Origin of the sequence: Streptomyces barringtoniae (assembly GCF_020819595.1) — a bacterium.
Lineage (GTDB): Bacteria > Actinomycetota > Actinomycetes > Streptomycetales > Streptomycetaceae > Streptomyces > Streptomyces barringtoniae.
In genome coordinates, this window is sequence record NZ_JAJHNP010000007.1 from 56,837 (window position 1) to 75,716 (window position 18,880).

Sequence of the window (18,880 nt, forward strand, 5' to 3'; positions counted from 1 at the left end):
ACACGTGACACGGTGACACGCGCACGGCCCGCAGACGTGACACGCTGCCAGTCGAACGGCCCGCGCGGGCTCTCTACGCTCACGGCACACCGAGCTACCGGAGGTCCCGATGAGCCGAGTGATCCGTGCCGCCCTGTTCCAGACCGCGTGGACCGGCGACAAGGAATCCATGATCCAGGTCCACGAGCAGGCGGCCCGCGACGCGGCCGCGCAGGGCGCCCAAGTCCTCTGCTTCCAGGAGCTGTTCTACGGCCCCTACTTCTGCCAGGTCCAGGACAAGGCCTTCTACGAGTACGCCGAACGGATCCCCGAGGGGCCGACCGTCCAGCGCTTCCAGTCCCTCGCCCGCGAGCTGGGCATCGTCCTGGTGCTGCCGATGTACGAGGAGGAGCAGCCGGGCGTGCTGTACAACACCGCCGCCGTGATCGACGCGGACGGCTCCTACCTCGGCAAGTACCGCAAGACCCACATCCCCCAAGTGCAGGGATTCTGGGAGAAGTTCTACTTCCGCCCGGGCAACAGCGGCTGGCCGGTCTTCGACACGGCCGTCGGCCGGATCGGCGTCTACATCTGCTACGACCGCCACTTCCCCGAGGGCTGGCGGGCGCTGGGCCTCGCGGGCGCCGAGATCGTCTTCAACCCCTCGGCCACCTCGCGCGGTCTGTCCCGCTACCTCTGGCAGCTGGAGCAGCCGGCGGCGGCCGTCGCCAACGAGTACTTCGTCGGCGCGATCAACCGGGTGGGCGTGGAGGACCTGGGCGACAACGACTTCTACGGCACGACCTACTTCGTGGACCCAGAGGCCCAGTTCGTCGGCGAGGTGGCGAGCGACAAGGAGACCGAACTCGTCGTACGGGACCTGGACCTGGCGAAACTCCGCGAGGTCCGCGACCGCTGGCAGTTCTACCGCGACCGGGCACCGGGGGCGTACACACCGCTGACCGCACCCTGACCGCAGCACTGTTGACCGAGGGAGCAGCATGAGCAGCCGTACCGTCATCCGTGGTGGACTCGTCATCACCGCCTCCGACGAGATCCACGCCGACGTGCTGATCGAGGACGGCCGCGTCGCCGCCCTCGCCGCTTCCGGCACCCCCGCCGCCGAGGCGTTCACCGCCGACCGGGTCATCGACGCCACCGGCAAGTACGTCATCCCGGGCGGCGTGGACGCGCACACCCACATGGAGCTGCCGTTCGGCGGCACCTTCGCCTCCGACACCTTCGAGACCGGCACCCGCGCCGCCGCCTGGGGCGGTACGACGACGATCGTCGACTTCGCGGTGCAGAGCGTCGGCCACACCCTGCGCGAGGGCCTGGACACCTGGCACGCCAAGGCCGAGGGCAACTGCGCGATCGACTACGCCTTCCACATGATCGTCTCCGACGTGAACCAGGAGACGCTCAAGGAGATGGACCTGCTGATCGAAGAAGGCGTCACGTCCTTCAAGCAGTTCATGGCCTATCCCGGCGTCTTCTACAGCGACGACGGACAGATCCTGCGCGCCATGCAGCGCTCCGCCGAGAACGGCGGCCTGATCATGATGCACGCCGAGAACGGCATCGCCATCGACGTCCTGGTCGAGCAGGCGCTCGCCCGCGGCGAGACCGACCCGCGCTACCACGGCGAGGTCCGCAAGGCCCTGCTGGAGGCCGAGGCCACCCACCGCGCCATCCGGCTCGCCCAGGTCGCGGGCGCCCCACTGTACGTCGTGCACGTCTCGGCGGCGGAGGCGGTGGCCGAGCTGGCGCGGGCCCGGGACGAGGGGCTGAACGTCTTCGGCGAGACCTGCCCGCAGTATCTGTTCCTGTCCACCGACAACCTCGCCGAGCCGGACTTCGAGGGCGCCAAGTACGTGTGCAGCACACCGCTGAGGCCGAAGGAGCACCAGGCCGCACTCTGGAGGGGACTGCGCACCAACGACCTCCAGGTCGTCTCCACCGACCACTGCCCGTTCTGCTTCGCCGGCCAGAAGGAGCTGGGCCGCGGTGACTTCTCCAAGATCCCCAACGGCCTGCCGGGCGTGGAGAACCGCATGGACCTGCTCCACCAGGCCGTCGTCGACGGGCACATCTCCCGCCGCCGCTGGATCGAGATCGCCTGCGCGACCCCGGCGCGGATGTTCGGGCTGTACCCGAAGAAGGGCACCATCGCCCCCGGCGCCGACGCCGACATCGTCATCTACGACCCGCACGCCGAGCAGGTCATGTCGGCCGAGACCCACCACATGAACGTCGACTACTCGGCCTACGAGGGCAGGCGCACCACCGGCCGGGTCGAGACCGTGCTCTCGCGCGGCGAACCCGTCATCAGCGAGCGCGAGTACACCGGGCACGCCGGGCACGGCGCCTTCACCCCGCGCTCCACCTGTCAGTACCTCAACTAGGAGTGGCGCCCATGGACTTCGGACTCGTCCTGCAGACCGACCCGCCGGCCTCCCGCGTCGTCAGCCTGATGAAGCGGGCCGAGCGCAACGGATTCACGTACGGCTGGACGTTCGACTCCGCCGTGCTCTGGCAGGAGCCGTTCGTGATCTACAGCCAGATCCTGGCCAACACCTCGAAACTGAAGGTCGGCCCGATGGTCACCAACCCGGGCACCCGCACCTGGGAGGTCACCGCCTCCACCTTCGCCACCCTCAACGACATGTTCGGCAACCGCACCGTCTGCGGCATCGGCCGCGGCGACTCCGCGATGCGGGTCGCGGGCCGCAAACCCAACACCCTCGCGCGTATCAGCGAGGCGATGAAGGTCATCCGGGCCCTCGGCAGGGGCGAGGCCGCCGACCTCGGCGGCGGCACGGTCGTGAAGTTCCCGTGGATCAAGCCGGGCGCCCAGCTCCCCGTCTGGATGGCCGCCTACGGCCCGAAGGCACTGAAGATGACCGGCGAGGAGGCCGACGGGTTCATCCTCCAGCTGTCCGACCTGTATCTGACCGAGTACATGGTGAAGGCCGTCAAGGACGCCGCCGCAGCCGCCGGACGCGACCCGTCGGAGGTCACCATCTGCGTGGCGGCCCCCGCGTACGTCACCGCCGACGACTCGCCCGAGGCCCTCGCCCACGCCCGTGAACAGTGCCGCTGGTTCGGCGGCATGGTCGGCAACCACGTCGCCGACCTGGTCGCCAAGTACGGCGAGCACTCCGCCCAGGTCCCCGACGCCCTCACCGATTACATCAAGGCACGGCAGGGCTACGACTACGCCCACCACGGGCGCAGCGGCAACCCGGACACCCAGTTCGTGCCGGACGAGATCGTCGACCGGTTCTGCGTCATCGGGCCGGCCGAGAAGCACATCGAGAAGCTGACCGCGCTCCGCGCCCTGGGTGTCGACCAGTTCGCGGTGTACGACATGCACGACGCGCAGGAGGCCACCATCGACGCCTACGGCACGAAGGTGATCCCGGCCATCAATTCCTGAACGGATCCTTCGAGTTCAACCCCCCACGCCCCACTTGGTCTCCCCTCCCCGCCCCGGGGAGGGGGCTGGTGCCCGCACGGCCACTCCCGACCCACCTCACCCCGATTGGCCAGCCCATGACCGACACCGCTCCCACGGCCATACCCCTGTCCGGCCAAGTCACCCTCCCCGACGGGCGCGTGGAACTCGCTCCCGGTACCCCGCCGCCCAGTGGTCCGTACGCCAACGAGGACCTGCTCCCGGTTCCGGCCGTAAGGCGCACCTGGACCACGTACAACTTCTCCGCCCTGTGGGTCGGCATGGCCCACAACACGGCCTCCTGGACGCTGGCCTCCGGTCTGATCGCCGTCGGCATGGACTGGAAGCAGGCGGTGTTCACCATCGCCCTCGCCAACCTGATCGTGCTGGTACCGATGCTGCTGACGGGGCATGCCGGCCCCAAGTACGGCATCCCCTTCCCGGTGTTCGCCCGCGCCTCCTTCGGGGTGCGCGGGGCCAACCTGCCCGCCGTCGTACGGGCGTTGGTGGCCTGCGGCTGGTTCGGCATCCAGACCTGGATCGGCGGCGAGGCGATCTACTTCCTCGCCGGGAAGCTGATCGGCGACAGCTGGTCGAACGCGGCCCACGTCGGCGGCTACGCCTGGACCATGTGGCTGTCGTTCGCGATCTTCTGGGTGATCCAGGTCGCGATCATCTACCGCGGCATGGACACCATCCGCCGCTTCGAGAACTGGGCCGCGCCCTTCGTGCTCGTCGGCGCCTTCGTGATGCTGTGGTGGATGAGCAGCAAGGCGGGCGGCGTCGGCCCGCTGTTCGACCAGCCCTCCAGGCTCGGCTGGGGCGGGGGCTTCTGGAAGATCTTCTGGCCCTCGCTGATGGGCATGATCGGCTTCTGGTCGACGCTGTCGCTGAACATCCCGGACTTCACCCGCTACGGCAGGAGCCAGAAGGCCCAGACCTGGGGCCAGGCCCTCGGCCTGCCGACGACCATGACCCTCTTCGCGTTCCTGTCCGTCCTGGTCACCTCCGGCTCCCAGGCGGTGTACGGCAAGCCGGTCTGGGACCCGGTCCAGCTGGCGGCGAAGACGGACAACGTGGTCGGACTGCTCTACGCGCTCGTGACGGTCCTGGTGGCCACTCTCTCCGTGAACATCGCGGCCAACCTGGTCTCCCCGGCGTTCGACTTCTCCAACGTGGCGCCCAGGAAGGTGAGTTTCCGCACCGGCGCCCTGATCACCGCGGTCCTCGCCGTCCTGATCTTCCCCTGGAAGCTGTACTCCGACCCGCAGGGCTACATCTTCACCTGGCTCGGCCTGGTCGGCGGGCTGCTCGGCACGGTCGCGGGCATCCTCGTCGCCGACTACTGGCTGCTGCGCCGCACCCGCCTGGATCTCGGCGACCTGTACCGCACCGGCGGCCGCTACTGGTACGCGGGCGGCTGGAACTGGCGCGCGGTCGTGGCCTTCCTGTCCGGCGGCGTCCTGGCGGTCGGCGGGGCCAGCTTCAAGCCCCTGATCGACGGCCGCCCCATCCCCGCCCTGTCCTCCCTGGCCGACTACGGCTGGGCGGTGGGCCTTGGCACGTCCCTGGTCCTGTACCTGGCCCTCACGGTGCTGACCGGCCGCAAGGAGGCCTACGCGTAAGGGAGTCCGGGGGCGGTCAGCCGGACTGCGACTGCCCGCCCCCGAGCGCGCCCACCGCGGCCCGTGCCGCCTGGATGGCGCCCTTGTTGATCTCGTCCGTGCCGGGCGCCTTCTTCGTGTCGAAGTCGCTGCCGTTGTAGGTGACGATCACCAGGGCGTTGGACACCCTGACCATCACCACGCCCTCGCGTGTCTGCTGCTTGTCCTCCGTGGTGAGGTTGACGACGGAGTACGCGCTGTTCCCGAGCCCCGGCACGGCCCCGCCGCCGCTCTTCTCCTTCACCCGCTGCTCGTACTCCTGCGTCGCCTCCTGGTCCGACCCGCTGATCTCGAACGAGACGTCGAGCCAGCGGTAGTCGTAGCCCTTCAGCGCGTTCCAGGAACAGGTGCGGCGCAGCTTGGTGTCCGTCGACGGGATCTCCTTGCCGCTCGTCTTCGCCCCCGGCACCAGGGACTTGACGGTGGCCGCGGACACACTGGTGCAGGGGGAGGGCGCACTGCTGTACGCCTTCGCCGCCACGGTGGACGACGGGCCGGCGGAGGAGGAAGAGGAAGAAGAGGACTGGCTGGACGCGCTCTGGGCCGTCGGGTGCCCGGCGGTCGCCGACGACGCCGCCGGCCCGGACGTCAGCGCCCAGCCGGCACAGGCGAGCACCGCGACCGGCGAGATCCGCGCGGTGAGGGCGAGCGGCAGAGGAAGAGAACGCACGGCGCACTTCTCGGGTGGGGGAGGGGGTACGGAAGGGGTCCGCAGGGTGGGCGTGGGACGCCAGTGTCACACGAGTCCCTGTGGGGCGGAAGCGGAAACTCGCAGCGTGCCCGGCCGATCACGGCACCGCGTTCACGACGTACCGCTCTGCCCGTTTTGCGCCTCCAGCCAGCGGCGGGCGCCGACCTCGCTGGGGTACTCGCGGACGGTGACCATGCCGGCGCTCCAGCCGACGGCGAACCCGGCCAGCGCCGGCAGGACGGGCGCCGCGAGCACCAGCAGACCGCGGCCGACGTAGGCCAGCCCCGCGGTGCGGCGGACCTCCCCGCCCTTGCGGCTGCGGAACTCGTCCGGCTCGGGCGGATCGAGGAGCTGCCCGCGATGCTGACGCCGCTGCACCACCCATCCCCAGGGCAGGGCCGCGCACGCCCCGGCAACCTGCGCCCAGTCCCATACCGGGCGCACGCCCGACGGCAGCACCGTGCGGAACCCCGCGTAGAGCTCGACGGCGGCGAAGCACAGAAGGGCCAGGACGGCCAGCATCAGGACGGCCAGACGCACCCGCCGCAGCCAGTAGCCCGTGCCGCGCTCGTACCAGCTGGTGCCCAGCCCGTTGAGGGACGGGATCCGGGCGGGCACACGGGCGTCGGGGGCCTCAGAAGATGCTCGTGATGCCATGCCACACGTCCTCTCCGAGTCGTTTGAAGTCGCCCCCGGTCTTGGACAGTACGTGCCCCGTGCCGGTCAGCACGCCGCCGACCACCCCGTGATCGTGGATGTCCTCGCTCCAGTGCTCGTGGAGGGAGTGGTCGATGATGCCGGTCGCGCCGATCACGACGGCCCCGCCGACCCCCGCCGCCACGGCGACCGGCACATCGAACGGTGCGGCGGCCACGAGGCCCGCCGTGATGGCCGTGCCGGCCACCAGACCGCCGATGTTGGCGCCGCCGTCGGTGGCGATCGAACGCTGCCACGACCAGCCCGCGTCATGGTCACTGGACGCCTCCAGCAGCCCGCAGGCGCCGGCCGCGGCGACGTCGAGGACCGGGATCTCCTTCAGGAAGTCCGGCACCTTCTCCAGGCCCTCGCCTGCGCGCAGCAGGTCGGCGGCGTCGGCCAGCTTCACGTTCAGCGCACGGTCGTAGGGGAGTGCGGTACTGCCGTTCTCGGCGCGGGCGATCGCGTTCTCCAGGTCGTCGACCTTGGTGAGCGCGTCGCGGTAGGCGCTCTTGGCGGGCAGGTCCTTGGGCAGTGCCTCGCCCGCCTTCTGGTAGGCCTTGCGCTCCGCCCGGAGTTCCTTCTTGGCGGCCTGTGCCGCGTTCTTGGCGTCGTCGAGCTTCGCGCGGGCCTTCGCGCCGCCGGCGCGGGCGTCCTCGGCGTCGTACGCGTACAGGCCGCGGAGGTAGTCGGCGATGGTGACCTTGTCCCCGGTGGACGCCGCACCGTCCTTCGACGTCACCTGGTCGTACAGGCCCTGCAGCTGCTGCGCCGCCGTCAGCCGCGCGTGCTGGGCGGTGTGCAGGATTTCATTGCGCACCTTGGCGTACTCGTCCATCGCGGAGATGGTCTTCTGGTCCGCCGCGCTCGGCGGGTTGGCCGTCATGATCGGCTGCGGCGCCCCCGTGGCGTCCGTCGCCACCCCCTTGCCGGCGGCGATGTGCTCCGCGTTCTGCAGGGACGTCTCGCAGGTCGACAGCGCGTCGGCGAGGGTTCCCAGGATCTCGCCGGCCTGGTGCACCAACTCGGCGAAGCCGCCGGCCGTGATCTGGTCCTCGCTCCACTTGCCGCGGAACGCCTGGGCCGCGTCGCCCTTCCAGCTCGCGTCACCCGCCAGCTTCTCGACGGCATTGCTGAGCGGCTTCACCACGCCGTCGAGCTTGTCCTTGGCGTTCTTGTACGTGTTGGCCATCGTGTGCAGGCCGCCGATGTCGCCGCCCACCCAGCTGTCGCCCATCAGTGCCAGTCCTCCGGGGTGAGGTCCTCGAAGAGGCCGTGGACGTCCACGTCGTGCCGGTGGAAGGAGTCACGCGCGTACGCGGCCTTGTCGCCGTGATCGTCCAGCCGGTCCGCGAGGAGGATGTGCATGCTCTCGATGAGGTCGGCGACCTCCTTGATCGCGCTGTCCAGCCCCGGGTCGCCGCCGCTGACCACGGGCGGTGTCACGTCCGGTTTCAGCTTCCGGTAGTCGTCGGCCTGATCGTGGAAGGTCTTCGCCAGCGTGGCGAGGTCGTCGTAGATGACCTTGAAGTCGGCCGTCACCGGCGTACCTCCCGTGCGTAGGCGGCCAGGTCCTCCGGCCGCCAGTTGGGTTCCTGGGGTGCGACCACCGGATCCAGCAGGACGACGACGCCCTGTTCGTCCATGGCCTCGGCCAGGGGGCCGATCGAGGCGGCGACCCACGGCTGTGCCTCGCCGAGCGCCTCGACCAGCTTGTCCAGTGCGGTGAAGGCGAAGGCCACACTGCCGTGGGCCGGGTGGGCGAACAGCTCGCAGACGATGAACGGCACCCGTGCCGGGCGCCCGCTCGTCCCCGTCGACGCGACGGACCTCGGATGTGCGGGGACGAACACCGGCGTGTGGTAGGGCGGCACGCCCGGTTTGGGGCGAGGCCGGCCGTCCTCGGCCGCACTCGTGGGAGGTGCCGCCTCGACGAGGTCCATCAGATGCGAACGACGTGTGTCCGGTTCCTGCCCCGAGGCAGCGCCTCCCGGCGGATCCGGCTCCACGAAATCGAGCAGGCGTGAACGAATCGGCGCCCCCATCGCCGTCACCTCTTCCCCGTGATTGCGTGGCCGATCGGACGCGACCACCGTAGCCAGCGGTCAAGAGGGCAAATCAGGCCATGTCGGGGCGAGGATGCGGGCGTACACAGAACCCATACGCCCGCTTGGCCGAGGCCAGAACAGCCCTTGACCCATTGCTGAACCAGGGCTTCCGGGCCGGTCCGGCGGCTACGGCACCCGTGCCGTCCACTCCGCGGACGTGAACTTCGTCCGCGCCAGCTCCTCAGCGCGCGCCAGCTCCTCGTCCGTGATCTTGCCCGGCGTCAGACCGTACCGTGCGCGGAACGACTCGATCATCCGGTCGATGACCGCCGCACGCGGCAGACCGGTCTGCCGCCGCAGCGGATCGACCCGCTTCTTCGCTGACCTCGTCCCCTTGTCGGACAGCTTCTCCCGCCCGATGCGCAGCACCTGGACCATCTTGTCGGCGTCGATGTCGTACGACATGGTCACGTGGTGCAGTACGGCACCAGGGCCCCCGCCGGGGCCGACGATCCGCTTCTGCGCCGCGCCCGCGACCTTGCCCTGCTCGGTCGCGATGTCGTTCAGCGGCTGGTACCACGCCCGGATGCCCATGTCACCGAGCGCGCCCAGCACCCAGTCGTCCAGGTACGCATAGCTGTCCTGGAAGGACAGGCCCTGGACGAGGGACTCGGGCACCGACAGGGAGTAGGTGATGGTGTTGCCGGGCTCCACGAACATCGCGCCGCCACCGGAGATCCGCCGCACCACCTCGATGCCGTGCCGCGCGGCGCCCTCCGGGTCCACCTCGTTGCGCAGCGACTGGAAGCTGCCGATGATCACCGCCGGGGCGCCCCACTCCCACACCCTGAGGGTCGGCGGTCTCCGGCCCGCGGCGACCTCGGCGGTCAGCACCTCGTCCAGCGCCATGTGCAGCGCCGGCGGCTGCGCGCCCTCGTGGATCAGCTGCCAGTCGTAGTCCGTCCAGTCCGTGGCGTGTGCGAGGGCCCGGCGCACCGCGATCCCCACGGCCTCCGAGGTCAGCCCGTACATCACGGTGCCCTCGGGCAGCGCCGCCTCGATCCGTGCGGCCAGGTCCGTCGCGTCGGTGTCGGCCGGGGCGCCCTCCAGCGCACGGTTCACCGCGTCCAGCGCCTCGTCCGGCTCCAGGAAGAAATCGCCCGCCACGCGCACGTGCCGCAGCACGCCCTCCTCGACGTCCGTGTCCACGACGACGAGCTTGCCGCCGGGCACCTTGTACTCACCGTGCACTGCCTGGACCTCCGTCCCCGCCGTCTCCCGCACGAGATCAACGGCGCAGGTCGCCGCGGTGTTCCCCGGGCGGCGATCACGCTCGTACGATCACCCGGACGAGGTACCCGAGCCGAGGAGGCGTCTGTCGTGCTCACCACCCGGCCCACCCTGCAGGGCACCTTCGGCATGGTGTCGTCCACCCACTGGCTGGCCTCCCAGTCGGCGATGGCGGTCCTGGAGGACGGCGGCAACGCCTTCGACGCCGCCGTTGCCGGTGCGTTCGTGCTGCACGTGGTGGAGCCGCACCTCAACGGGCCGGCCGGCGAGGTGCCGATCCTGCTCGCGCCGGCCGGCGGCGAGGTGCGCGTGCTGTGCGGTCAGGGCGTGGCCCCGGCCGGCGCCACCGTCGCCCACTACCGGGACCTCGGACTGGACCTCGTACCCGGCACCGGACCGCTCGCGGCCGCCGTGCCCGGCGCCTTCGACGCCTGGCTGCTGCTCCTGCGCGACCACGGCACGAAGTCCCTGGAAGACGTGCTGAAGTACGCCGTCGGATACGCCGAGGACGGGCACGCGCCCGTGGAGAAGCTCGGCGCGACCGTGGAGACCGTACGGGAGCTGTTCGAGACCGAGTGGACCTCGTCGGCCGAGGTGTACCTGCCCGGCGGCCGGGCGCCCCGGCCCGGTGAGCGCTTCCGCAACCCCGCCCTCGCCGCCACCTGGAAGCGGCTGCTGGCCGAGACCGCGGGCAGCGGGGACCGGGAGGCGCGGATCGACGCCGCGCGCCAGGTGTGGCGTACCGGCTTCATCGCCGAGGCGCTCGTGCGGCAGGCCCGGCGGCCCACGACGGACACCAGCGGCGCACGGCACACCGGCACGCTCACCGAGGCCGACCTTGCCGGCTGGTCGGCCACCTACGAGACCCCGGTGACCCACGACTGGAACGGCTGGACCGTGTGCAAGGCGGGCCCCTGGAGCCAGGGCCCCGCCCTCCTCCAGCAGCTCGCCCTGCTCCCGCCCGAGCTCCCCGCCTACGGCTCCGCCGAGTACGTCCACCTGCTGATCGAGGGATGCAAGCTCGCCATGGCCGACCGCGAGGCCTGGTACGGGGACGCGGCCGAGGTGCCGGTCGCCGAGCTGCTGTCGGACCACTACAACGCCGGACGGCGGGCCCTGGTCGGCGCCAAGGCCTCCTTCGAGCTGCGGCCCGGCAGCCCTGGCGGACGCACCCCGCGGCTGCCCGCGCAGGCGTACGCGCGCGTGGAGACCGGCGACCGCGGCTTCGACTCGATGGGGGCCGGAGAACCGACGGTCGCGGAGCTCCCCGGCGAGCCGCAGGTGGCCGCCGACGGCACGACCCGCGGCGACACCTGCCACCTGGACGTCGTCGACCGCTGGGGCAACATGATCTCGGCCACGCCCAGCGGCGGCTGGCTGCAGTCCAACCCGGTCGTGCCCGAGCTGGGCTTCCCGCTCGGCACCCGTCTGCAGATGACCTGGCTGGAAGAGGGCCTGCCGAACTCCCTCACCCCCGGACGCCGCCCGCGCACCACCCTCACCCCGTCCCTCGCGTTGCGCGACGGAGTGCCGGTCCTGGCGTTCGGCACGCCGGGCGGCGACCAGCAGGACCAGTGGCAGCTGCACTTCTTCCTCGCCGCCGCCCTGCGCGCCCCGGTCCGCGGCGGCCTCGACCTGCAGGGCGCGATCGACGCCCCGAACTGGCACAACGACAGTTTCCCCAGCTCCTTCTACCCGCGCGGCCGCCGCCCCGGCAGCGTCACCGTGGAGTCCCGCATGGACGCCGAGGTGGTCGAGGAACTGCGGCGACGCGGCCACGACGTCACCGTCGGCCCCGCCTGGTCCGAGGGACGCCTGTGCGCGGTGGCCCGCGATCCGGAGACCGGCGTGCTCTCGGCGGCGGCGAACCCGCGCGGGATGCAGGGGTACGCCGTCGGCCGCTGACTGATCATGCGGCACCTGTTCTTCATCCGGATTCCACCCGCCGTGCACCGGGCGGGCGGGGATTGTCAGTGGGACGTGCTCTCATGGAGGCATGATCGAAGCAATGACGGAAACCATCGAAGAGTTTCTCGCCCGCTGCTCGGCCGACGTGGAGGAGGCGGTCCGCAAGGCCGCCGCGGCCGAGATCCTGCCCCGCTTCCGCCGCCTGGCCGAGCACGAGGTGGACCAGAAGAGCGGCCCCCACGACCTGGTGACGGACGCCGACCGGCTCGCCGAACTGCGGCTCACCGCGGACCTCGGCGCCCTGCTGCCCGGCTCGGTCGTCGTCGGCGAGGAGGCGGTGCACGCCGACCCGGCGACCTACGCCGCGCTCCAGGGCGACGCACCGGTCTGGATCGTCGACCCGGTCGACGGCACCCGCCAGTTCGTGCACGGCGACGACGGGTTCTGCACCCTGGTCGCCCTCGCCCACCGGGGCGTCGTCCTCGCCTCCTGGACCTACGCCGCGGCGCGCGACCAGCTCGCCACCGCGGTCCGCGGCCAGGGCGCCCACCTCGACGGCGAGCGGCTGTTCGCAGGCCCGCCCGTGCCCGGCCGGGACCTCGTCGTCGCCACGTCCCACCCGGACTACACCACCGATGACCAGAAGCGCGCGCTGCGCGCCCTGTGGACCGACGGCCTCACCCCTCGCCCCTGCGGTTCGGCCGGCCTTGAGTATCTCGCCGTCGCCCGGGGCGAGTTGGACGCGGTCGCCTTCTCCTGGGAGGCGGCCTGGGACCACGCGGCCGGCCTGCTCCTGGTCGAGGAGGCGGGCGGCACGCACCTCACCCGCGCCGGCGAGCCGTTCCGCGTGACCGGCGGCAACGCGCTGCCGTTCACCGCGGCCCGCGACACGGCGACGGCCCGCCGGGTGGTGGACCTGCTGCGCACGTCGGCCTGAAACGGGCGAGGCGCCCCGGCCGGCCGGCGCTCGTCGGCCGCGGCCTGTGGGCACGTCCGCAGCGGCAGACGGCCTGCAGGCCAGGGTGGCTCTGTGACTGCGGCGACGGTGAATTCCGAGGGGCGCGGGGCTGTGCCGACGTGCGGTTCCCCGGCGAGGGTGTCCGGTCACCCGGCCCCTGGCCACGGGGTCACCAGGCGCCCGGCCACCCAGCGTGCCCGCAGCGCCACCCAGCGCTGACCCACCGGTCACCCGGTCCCGGGGCCACCCGGCCCGAGGGACTGTCAGTCCTCCGGCATATCCTGATCCTGAGTGGCCAATCGGCTGACGAAGGGGTCCTGAGGTGCCGTCGATGCTCGATGCGGTCGTGGTGGGTGCGGGACCGAACGGACTGACCGCTGCCGTGGAGCTGGCCCGCCGCGGCTTCTCCGTCGCGCTGTTCGAGGCGAAGTCCACCGTGGGCGGCGGCGCCCGCACCGAGGAACTGACCCTGCCCGGCTTCCGGCACGACCCGTGCTCGGCCGCCCACCCCCTGGGCGTCAACTCGCCGGCGTTCCGCGCCCTGCCCCTCGACCGCTACGGCCTCCAGTGGCTGCACTCCGAGCTGCCGATGGCGCATCCCTTCCCCGACGGCACCGCGGCCGTGCTGTCGCGTTCGGTGGCTGAGACTGCCGCCTCCTTCGGACCACGGGACGCGGGCGCGTACCGCAGACTGGTCGAGCCGTTCCTCGCCCACTGGGACACCCTCGTACGGGACTTCATGTCCCTGCCGCTGACCGCCCTGCCGCGCGACCCCGTCACCCTGGCCCGCTTCGGCCTGGCCGGGCTGCCGCCGTCCACCTGGCTGCTGCGCCGCTTCAAGGACGAGCGGGCCAAGGCCCTGTTCGCCGGCCTGGTCGCCCATGTCATCGCACCCCTGAACGGCCTGGCCACCGGCGCCGTCGGCCTGGTCTTCGCCCTGTCCGCGCACGCCCGCGGCTGGCCGGTGCCCCGCGGCGGCTCCCAGGCCATCTCCGACGCGCTCGCCGCCCACCTGAAGGACCTGGGCGGCGCCGTGCACACCGACTACGAGGTCAAGCGCCTGGACGACCTGCCCCCCGCGCGGGCGTACGTCTTCGACACCTCGCCCACCGCGCTGGCCCGCATCGCCGGCTTCGGCGACCACTACGCGCACTACCGCTACGGCCCGAGCGTCTTCAAGATCGACTACGCGCTGGACGGCCCCGTGCCCTGGACCGCGCCCGAGGCCCGCACCGCCACGACCGTGCAGATCGGCGCGAGCAAGGACGAGATCTCCACCGCCCTGCGCGCCGCCTCCCGCGAGGGGCGTGCCCCCGCCCGACCGTTCCTGATCACCGTGCAGCCCAGCATCGTCGACCCGACCCGCGCCCCGGAGGGAAAGCAGGTCTTCTGGGCGTACGGCCATGTCCCGAGCGGCTGGTCCGGCGATCTCACCGACGCCATGGAACGCCAACTGGAGCGTTTCGCCCCCGGCTTCCGCGACCGCGTCCTCGCCCGCGCCGTCGCCGGCCCCGCCGAGCTGGCCGCCCACAACGCCAACTACGTCGGCGGCGACATCGCCTGCGGCGCGGCATCCGGACTCCAGCTGCTGCTGCGCCCCAGACTGTCCCTGTTCCCGTACCACACGCCCCATCCGGCCGTCTTCATCTGCTCCTCCGCCACGCCGCCGGGACCCGGCGTGCACGGTATGTCGGGGCACAACGCGGCCAAGGCCGTATGGCGAAGACTGAGGCAGCAGACATGACCACCATCACCCTCGTCCAGGGCGACATCACCCGGCAGAGCGCCGACGCGATCGTCAACGCGGCCAACTCCTCCCTCCTCGGCGGCGGCGGAGTCGACGGCGCGATCCACCGGCGCGGCGGCCCCGCCATCCTTCAGGAGTGCCGCGCGCTGCGTGCCTCCCGGTACGGCAAGGGCCTGCCCACCGGCCAGGCGGTCGCCACGACGGCCGGTGACCTCGACGCCCGCTGGGTCATCCACACGGTGGGCCCGGTGTACAGCCAGAGCGAGGACCGCTCCGACCTCCTCGCCTCCTGCTACCGCGAGTCCCTGAAGGCCGCCGACGAACTCGGCGCCCGCACGGTCGCGTTCCCGGCCGTCTCCACGGGCGTGTACCGGTGGCCGATGGAGGACGCGGCCCGGATCGCGGTGGAGACGGTCAGGAACACACCGACGGCTGTCGAGGAAGTGTGCTTCGTCCTCTTCGACGAGCGGGCCTACGACGCCTTCGCTCGCCAAGTCGGCTGATCCGCACCGGCGGTCGGCCCGGCCCGGGCCCCACCGCGGGGCGTCCGCCCCGGCGGACGCGCGCCGCGAGGAGCCGCCCGTCAGGACAGTTCACGCAGTGTCCGGCCGAGCACCGCCACGCCCTCCGCGATGGCGCCCGGTGCGGTCGCCGCGTAGCCGAGGACAAGACCCGGCGGGCCGGGCAACTGGCGGTGCCAGGACAGGGGTTGGCACTTCACGCCGCGCTCCAGCGCGGCGGCGGCCACCTCGGTGTCGGGTACGTCCGCGGCATAGGTGACCGTCAGATGCAGGCCCGCCGCGGCGCCGTGCACGGTCCCGCCGGGCAGATGCTCGGCGAGGGCGGCGATCATCGCGTCCCGGCGGCTGCGGTGCCGGCGCCGCAACAGCCGTAGGTGCCGCTCCAGTCCACCGGAGTCCATCAGCCGGGCGAGGACCAGCTGCGGCAGCACCGCGTTGCCCAGGTCGTTGAAGCGCTTGGCGTCGATCAGAGCGGCCCGATGGCGGGGCGGGGCCAGCAGCCAGCCGATGCGCAGTGCGGGCGCGAGCAGCTTCGACACGCTGCCCATGTAGCACACCCGGTCGGCCAGCAGGGCCCGCAGTGCGGGGACCGGCGGACGGTCGTAGCGGTGCTCGGCGTCGTAGTCGTCCTCCAGGATCAGCCCGCCGTCGCGGGCCCAGGCCAGCAGCTCACGTCGGCGCTCGCCGCTGGTCACCACGCCGGTCGGGAACTGGTGGGCGGGCGTGAGCAGCACGGCACGGGCGCCGGTCGCGCGCAGCACGTCCACCCGCACGCCGTCTGCGTCGACCGGCACCGGCGGGGTCGTCAGGCCCCCGGCGTGCAGGTGCTGACGGGCGCCGAGCGAGCCCGGGTCCTCCACCGCGACGGTGTCGATGCCGTCCGCCCGCAGCACCGGGTGCAGCAGCGTGAGAGCCTGGGCGGTGCCCGCGACGATCAGCACCTCGTCCGGATCCGCCCGCACGCCCCGCATCCGCGCCAGCCACCCGGCGACGGCCCCCCGCAGCGCCGGGGCGCCGCGGGGGTCGCCGTAGCCGAGGTGCTCGGCGGACAGCTCCGCGAGTACGGCGCGCTCGGCGCGCAGCCAGGCGGTACGCGGGAAGGTGGTGAGGTCCGGCTTTCCGGGGGTGAAGTCGACGGCGGCCGGGGCGTTGCGCAGCGCGTCGAAGACATCGGCACCGGGGGCGTGGCAGAACGGCGTTGCGGGAGGCCCACCGGAGGGCGGCGTGCCGGGGGTGCGCCGGGACCGTGTGCCCGGCGTGTCCGGCGACCAGGTCCCCGGCGGGGGCGTGCCGGGCGCCGCAGAGGTACCGGGGAGCGGCCTGCGGAGTGGGACCCGCGCCCCTCCGCTCGGCGCCTCACTCCGCTCCCGGCTCCGGTGCCCGGACCAGGTGCCCGCCGGACGGAACGGTGCCGCGACCACCACCGTGCCCCCACGTCTGCGGCCCTCCACGTGGCCGTCCTCGGCGAGCCGGCGGTACGCCTCCGTGATCACCCCGCGTGACACGCGCAGCTCGGCGGCCAGCACCCGGGTGGGCGGGAGCCTGCTGCCGACGGCCAGGCGGCCGTCCGCTATCGCCTCCCGCAGCCGGCCGGCCAGCCACTCCGCCTTCCCGCCGACGGGCAGCTCACCGGCCGCCAGCTGCAGGAAGTCCGAGCCCCGGCCCGGGAGCTCGACCGCCACGGCATCCGTGCCTCGCTCCTCGTCCACCCTGCCGATGCTGTCATGCACCCGCGCTCAGCCGCCGAACGTGAAGTCCGGCGCCGGCCGGGTGAGCACGGCGGACTCCGTGACGGCTCCGACGGCTCCCCAGTGCGCCGCCACCTCCTCCTCGACCGTCTTCAGCAGCTCGGGCACGATCTCCGCGCCGCCGTCGTGCATGGCCTCCGCCACCACCAGCACCCGGCGGGTCTGCTCGCCCACCGACGAGTGGCCGCTCTGCCGGTGGGTCCAGCGCCGGGCGTGCGCGCGCCCCGCGGAGTCGACGAAGGTCACCTCGCCGGGCGCGGGACGCTCCACGCCCCCGCCGAACGCCGTGTACGTCTCGTCGCCCCCGGCCGGCCGCACCTCCAGCAGCGGACCGGCGATCCGGTCCACGTCCAGGACCGCCACCGGGATCGCGTACGCCACCGACAGCGCGTTGCACAGGTCGACCAGCGGATGGATGCGCGGCAGAGCCCCCTCCTTCCGCAGTCGGCGCAGCAGCGACTCCGAGGCGCACCGGTACTGCGTCGGCTTCACCCCCAGCCGGCTGAACGCCCGCCGCCAGGCCAGTACTTCGGGGAACTCACCCTCGGTGGTGCCGGCCAGCCGGGAGCGGGCACGGGCGGTGTACTCGGCGGCGCGCGGCCCGGTGTCCACGCCGGGGCCGACGCCGGTGGCGTACAGCGCGCCGGAGGCCAGTTCGGGGAACCTGGCCCAGATGGTGTCCGCGTGCCGGAATCGCATGGTCAGGGACCTCCTCGGGTTCGGGAGCACCACTCTGCCGCTGTCATGGTCCGCCTGCCAGGGCCAAAGCCGTCCCGTGTCACCGGTCCATAACCGCTGCGCGGGCACCGGTACCGGCCCGCGAGCGGTGGACGACGTACCCGAGCGGGACGGCGAAGGTGTGCACCGGCACGACGTCCGGATCGAGACGCTTGGCCCCGACCCCGTCGATCCCGACGCGAGCAGGGGAGGGCCGCCGTCCGTACGCACCCCAGGCCCGTGCCCGGGCCGACCCCGGGCCGAGGCCCCCGTGGCCCGCGTGACATCATCGGCCGGGGTCCTGGACGCCGTCGTACGAGGAGCACGATGAACCCCGCTCTCACCGCCACCCCGGCGGTCGGTACCGCGCTGCTGGACGATTTCTCGCTGGAGATGACCGGCAAGGACGTCGCCCGCCTGGAGGAGGCGCACGGCAGCATCCCGCGGGGCACCCGGATCAACATCACCTTCCTCGCCGGGGAGGACCTCGGCATGCGGCTGGATGCCGCCCGCGCGGTCAAGCGCCTCGGCTTCGTCCCCGTACCCCACATCTCCGCGCGCCGGCTGCCCTCCCGCGCCGCCCTGGAGGAGTTCCTGTCCGGGCTGGCCGAGGACGGCACCGCCGAGAACGTCTTCGTCGTCGGCGGAGACCCCGCCCGCCCCGAGGGCCCCTACCCGGACGCCCTCGCCGTCCTGCGCACCGGCCTGCTCCAGCGCCACGGCGTCCGGCACGTCGGCATCAGCGGCTACCCGGAGGGCCACCCCGCGATAGCCGAGGGCACCCTGTGGTCCGCGCTCACCGACAAGGCGGACGCCCTCGGCGTGCACCGGTTCGGCGGCGATGTCATCACCCAGTTCGGCTTCGACGTCGACCCCGTCCTGCGCTGGCTGGAGGCCGCCCGCGCCCGGGGCGTGCACCTGCCCGTCCGCATCGGCGTGCCCGGACCGGCGGGCGTACGCCGGCTGCTCGGCTACGCCACCCGGTTCGGCGTCGCCACCAGCGCCTCCGTCGCCCGCAAGTACGGCTTCTCGCTGACCAACCTCATGGGCACGACCGGCCCCGACCGCTTCCTGCACGCGCTCGCCCACCGCTACGACCCCGAGCGGCACGGCACGGTGAAGGTGCACTTCTACACGTTCGGCGGGCTGCGCCACAGCGCCGAGTGGATCGACGCGTTCCGGCAGACCGCCTTCACCACGCCCGCCCGGTGAGACAGCGGCGGTCAGGTCCCCGCCGTCGGCGGACCCAGCCGGCGGGGAAGCCGGAGCGCACCGGCAGGCCGGCGTACGGCTCCTCGTGCCCGTCGCACCGGTACACCGCGCGAGGGTGACGCGGGCCGCGCGCCCGACTGCGCCGGCAGCCGTCGCCGTGGGCGTGGCGAGCCGGGGAGCAGCAGGGCGGACGGGAGGGGCGACGGTACGAGGGGCCCCCGCCCGCCCCGGAACGGCACTCCAC

General features: G+C 72.5%; 17 protein-coding genes. 9 read left to right on the plus strand and 8 right to left on the minus strand.

The window, feature by feature from the left end; translation table 11 throughout:
* Positions 1 to 109 precede the first annotated feature (109 nt).
* From LMU33_RS14020 to LMU33_RS14035, 4 genes are all read left to right on the plus strand, one after another.
* Positions 110 to 952 carry a nitrilase-related carbon-nitrogen hydrolase gene (locus LMU33_RS14020; protein WP_153545729.1) on the plus strand — a complete coding sequence of 281 codons (843 nt, stop codon included), beginning with the start codon at positions 110 to 112 and terminating at the stop codon, positions 950 to 952.
* Between the two features lie 28 nt (positions 953 to 980).
* Positions 981 to 2,384 (plus strand): dihydropyrimidinase, encoded by a 1,404-nt coding sequence (gene hydA / locus LMU33_RS14025; protein WP_228620600.1) that lies wholly within the window; start codon positions 981 to 983, stop codon positions 2,382 to 2,384.
* Between the two features lie 11 nt (positions 2,385 to 2,395).
* Positions 2,396 to 3,418: a TIGR03842 family LLM class F420-dependent oxidoreductase gene (locus tag LMU33_RS14030; protein ID WP_228620602.1), complete on the plus strand. Its 1,023-nt coding sequence runs from the start codon at positions 2,396 to 2,398 to the stop codon at positions 3,416 to 3,418.
* Between the two features lie 116 nt (positions 3,419 to 3,534).
* Positions 3,535 to 5,061 carry an NCS1 family nucleobase:cation symporter-1 gene (locus LMU33_RS14035; RefSeq protein WP_228620604.1) on the plus strand — a complete coding sequence of 509 codons (1,527 nt, stop codon included), beginning with the start codon at positions 3,535 to 3,537 and terminating at the stop codon, positions 5,059 to 5,061.
* A gap of 16 nt (positions 5,062 to 5,077) precedes the next feature.
* Here LMU33_RS14035 and LMU33_RS14040 read toward each other — a convergent pair whose 3' ends face one another.
* The 6 genes from LMU33_RS14040 to lplAB all read right to left on the minus strand — a co-directional run bounded on the left by LMU33_RS14040 (position 5,078) and on the right by lplAB (position 9,786).
* Complete coding sequence (locus tag LMU33_RS14040) at positions 5,078 to 5,770, minus strand: hypothetical protein (RefSeq protein WP_228620606.1); 693 nt, start codon at positions 5,768 to 5,770, stop codon at positions 5,078 to 5,080.
* Between the two features lie 132 nt (positions 5,771 to 5,902).
* On the minus strand, positions 5,903 to 6,448 hold the full coding sequence (locus LMU33_RS14045; protein ID WP_228620608.1) for a hypothetical protein: 546 nt from the start codon (positions 6,446 to 6,448) through the stop codon (positions 5,903 to 5,905).
* A complete protein-coding gene (locus LMU33_RS14050) occupies positions 6,426 to 7,724 on the minus strand; it encodes a WXG100 family type VII secretion target (protein ID WP_228620610.1) in 1,299 nt (432 codons plus the stop codon). The genes LMU33_RS14045 and LMU33_RS14050 overlap by 23 nt, the downstream gene beginning before the upstream one ends.
* Positions 7,724 to 8,029: a DUF6317 family protein gene (locus tag LMU33_RS14055; protein ID WP_228620612.1), complete on the minus strand. Its 306-nt coding sequence runs from the start codon at positions 8,027 to 8,029 to the stop codon at positions 7,724 to 7,726. Before LMU33_RS14055 ends, LMU33_RS14050 begins: the two co-directional genes overlap by 1 nt.
* On the minus strand, positions 8,026 to 8,430 hold the full coding sequence (locus LMU33_RS14060; protein ID WP_228620614.1) for an SAV_915 family protein: 405 nt from the start codon (positions 8,428 to 8,430) through the stop codon (positions 8,026 to 8,028). The genes LMU33_RS14055 and LMU33_RS14060 overlap by 4 nt, the downstream gene beginning before the upstream one ends.
* 291 nt (positions 8,431 to 8,721) lie before the next feature.
* On the minus strand, positions 8,722 to 9,786 hold the full coding sequence (gene lplAB, locus LMU33_RS14065) for a lipoate-protein ligase LplAB (protein WP_228620616.1): 1,065 nt from the start codon (positions 9,784 to 9,786) through the stop codon (positions 8,722 to 8,724).
* Between the two features lie 129 nt (positions 9,787 to 9,915).
* On the opposite strand from lplAB, the gene LMU33_RS14070 reads away from it, so the two are divergent.
* The 4 genes from LMU33_RS14070 to LMU33_RS14085 all read left to right on the plus strand — a co-directional run bounded on the left by LMU33_RS14070 (position 9,916) and on the right by LMU33_RS14085 (position 14,941).
* Positions 9,916 to 11,730, plus strand: coding sequence for a gamma-glutamyltransferase family protein (locus LMU33_RS14070; protein ID WP_228620618.1), 1,815 nt, complete (start codon positions 9,916 to 9,918; stop codon positions 11,728 to 11,730).
* A 91-nt stretch (positions 11,731 to 11,821) separates the two neighbouring features.
* Positions 11,822 to 12,670, plus strand: a complete 849-nt coding sequence (locus LMU33_RS14075) for an inositol monophosphatase family protein (protein WP_228620620.1) — start codon at positions 11,822 to 11,824, stop codon at positions 12,668 to 12,670.
* 343 nt (positions 12,671 to 13,013) lie between these two features.
* On the plus strand, positions 13,014 to 14,435 hold the full coding sequence (locus LMU33_RS14080; RefSeq protein WP_228620621.1) for a phytoene desaturase family protein: 1,422 nt from the start codon (positions 13,014 to 13,016) through the stop codon (positions 14,433 to 14,435).
* Complete coding sequence (locus LMU33_RS14085; RefSeq protein WP_228620623.1) at positions 14,432 to 14,941, plus strand: O-acetyl-ADP-ribose deacetylase; 510 nt, start codon at positions 14,432 to 14,434, stop codon at positions 14,939 to 14,941. Before LMU33_RS14080 ends, LMU33_RS14085 begins: the two co-directional genes overlap by 4 nt.
* Positions 14,942 to 15,021: 80 nt before the next feature.
* Here the strand turns inward: LMU33_RS14085 and LMU33_RS14090 are convergent, their stop codons facing one another.
* Together LMU33_RS14090 and LMU33_RS14095 are read right to left on the minus strand one after the other, a co-directional pair.
* Positions 15,022 to 16,668: an aminotransferase-like domain-containing protein gene (locus tag LMU33_RS14090; protein ID WP_372477956.1), complete on the minus strand. Its 1,647-nt coding sequence runs from the start codon at positions 16,666 to 16,668 to the stop codon at positions 15,022 to 15,024.
* Positions 16,669 to 16,695: 27 nt separating this feature from the next.
* The gene (locus LMU33_RS14095; protein WP_228620625.1) at positions 16,696 to 17,406 is read right to left on the minus strand and encodes a B3/B4 domain-containing protein; all 711 of its coding nucleotides are present in this window, start codon (positions 17,404 to 17,406) and stop codon (positions 16,696 to 16,698) included.
* A 345-nt stretch (positions 17,407 to 17,751) separates the two neighbouring features.
* Here LMU33_RS14095 and LMU33_RS14100 point away from each other — a divergent pair, with 345 nt between their 5' ends.
* A complete protein-coding gene (locus tag LMU33_RS14100) occupies positions 17,752 to 18,636 on the plus strand; it encodes a methylenetetrahydrofolate reductase (protein WP_228620627.1) in 885 nt (294 codons plus the stop codon).
* Positions 18,637 to 18,880 lie beyond the last annotated feature (244 nt).

Bases quoted from the DNA above. Each gene is read 5' to 3' on its own strand.
- LMU33_RS14045 (WP_228620608.1), bottom strand. From the start codon at position 6,448: ATGGCATCACGAGCATCTTCTGAGGCCCCCGACGCCCGTGTGCCCGCC.
- LMU33_RS14095 (WP_228620625.1), bottom strand. From the start codon at position 17,406: ATGCGATTCCGGCACGCGGACACCATCTGGGCCAGGTTCCCCGAACTG.
- LMU33_RS14030 (WP_228620602.1), top strand. From the start codon at position 2,396: ATGGACTTCGGACTCGTCCTGCAGACCGACCCGCCGGCCTCCCGCGTC.
- LMU33_RS14075 (WP_228620620.1), top strand. From the start codon at position 11,822: ATGATCGAAGCAATGACGGAAACCATCGAAGAGTTTCTCGCCCGCTGC.
- LMU33_RS14060 (WP_228620614.1), bottom strand. From the start codon at position 8,430: ATGGACCTCGTCGAGGCGGCACCTCCCACGAGTGCGGCCGAGGACGGC.
- LMU33_RS14050 (WP_228620610.1), bottom strand. From the start codon at position 7,724: ATGGGCGACAGCTGGGTGGGCGGCGACATCGGCGGCCTGCACACGATG.
- LMU33_RS14020 (WP_153545729.1), top strand. From the start codon at position 110: ATGAGCCGAGTGATCCGTGCCGCCCTGTTCCAGACCGCGTGGACCGGC.
- LMU33_RS14085 (WP_228620623.1), top strand. From the start codon at position 14,432: ATGACCACCATCACCCTCGTCCAGGGCGACATCACCCGGCAGAGCGCC.
- hydA (WP_228620600.1), top strand. From the start codon at position 981: ATGAGCAGCCGTACCGTCATCCGTGGTGGACTCGTCATCACCGCCTCC.
- LMU33_RS14100 (WP_228620627.1), top strand. From the start codon at position 17,752: ATGAACCCCGCTCTCACCGCCACCCCGGCGGTCGGTACCGCGCTGCTG.
- LMU33_RS14035 (WP_228620604.1), top strand. From the start codon at position 3,535: ATGACCGACACCGCTCCCACGGCCATACCCCTGTCCGGCCAAGTCACC.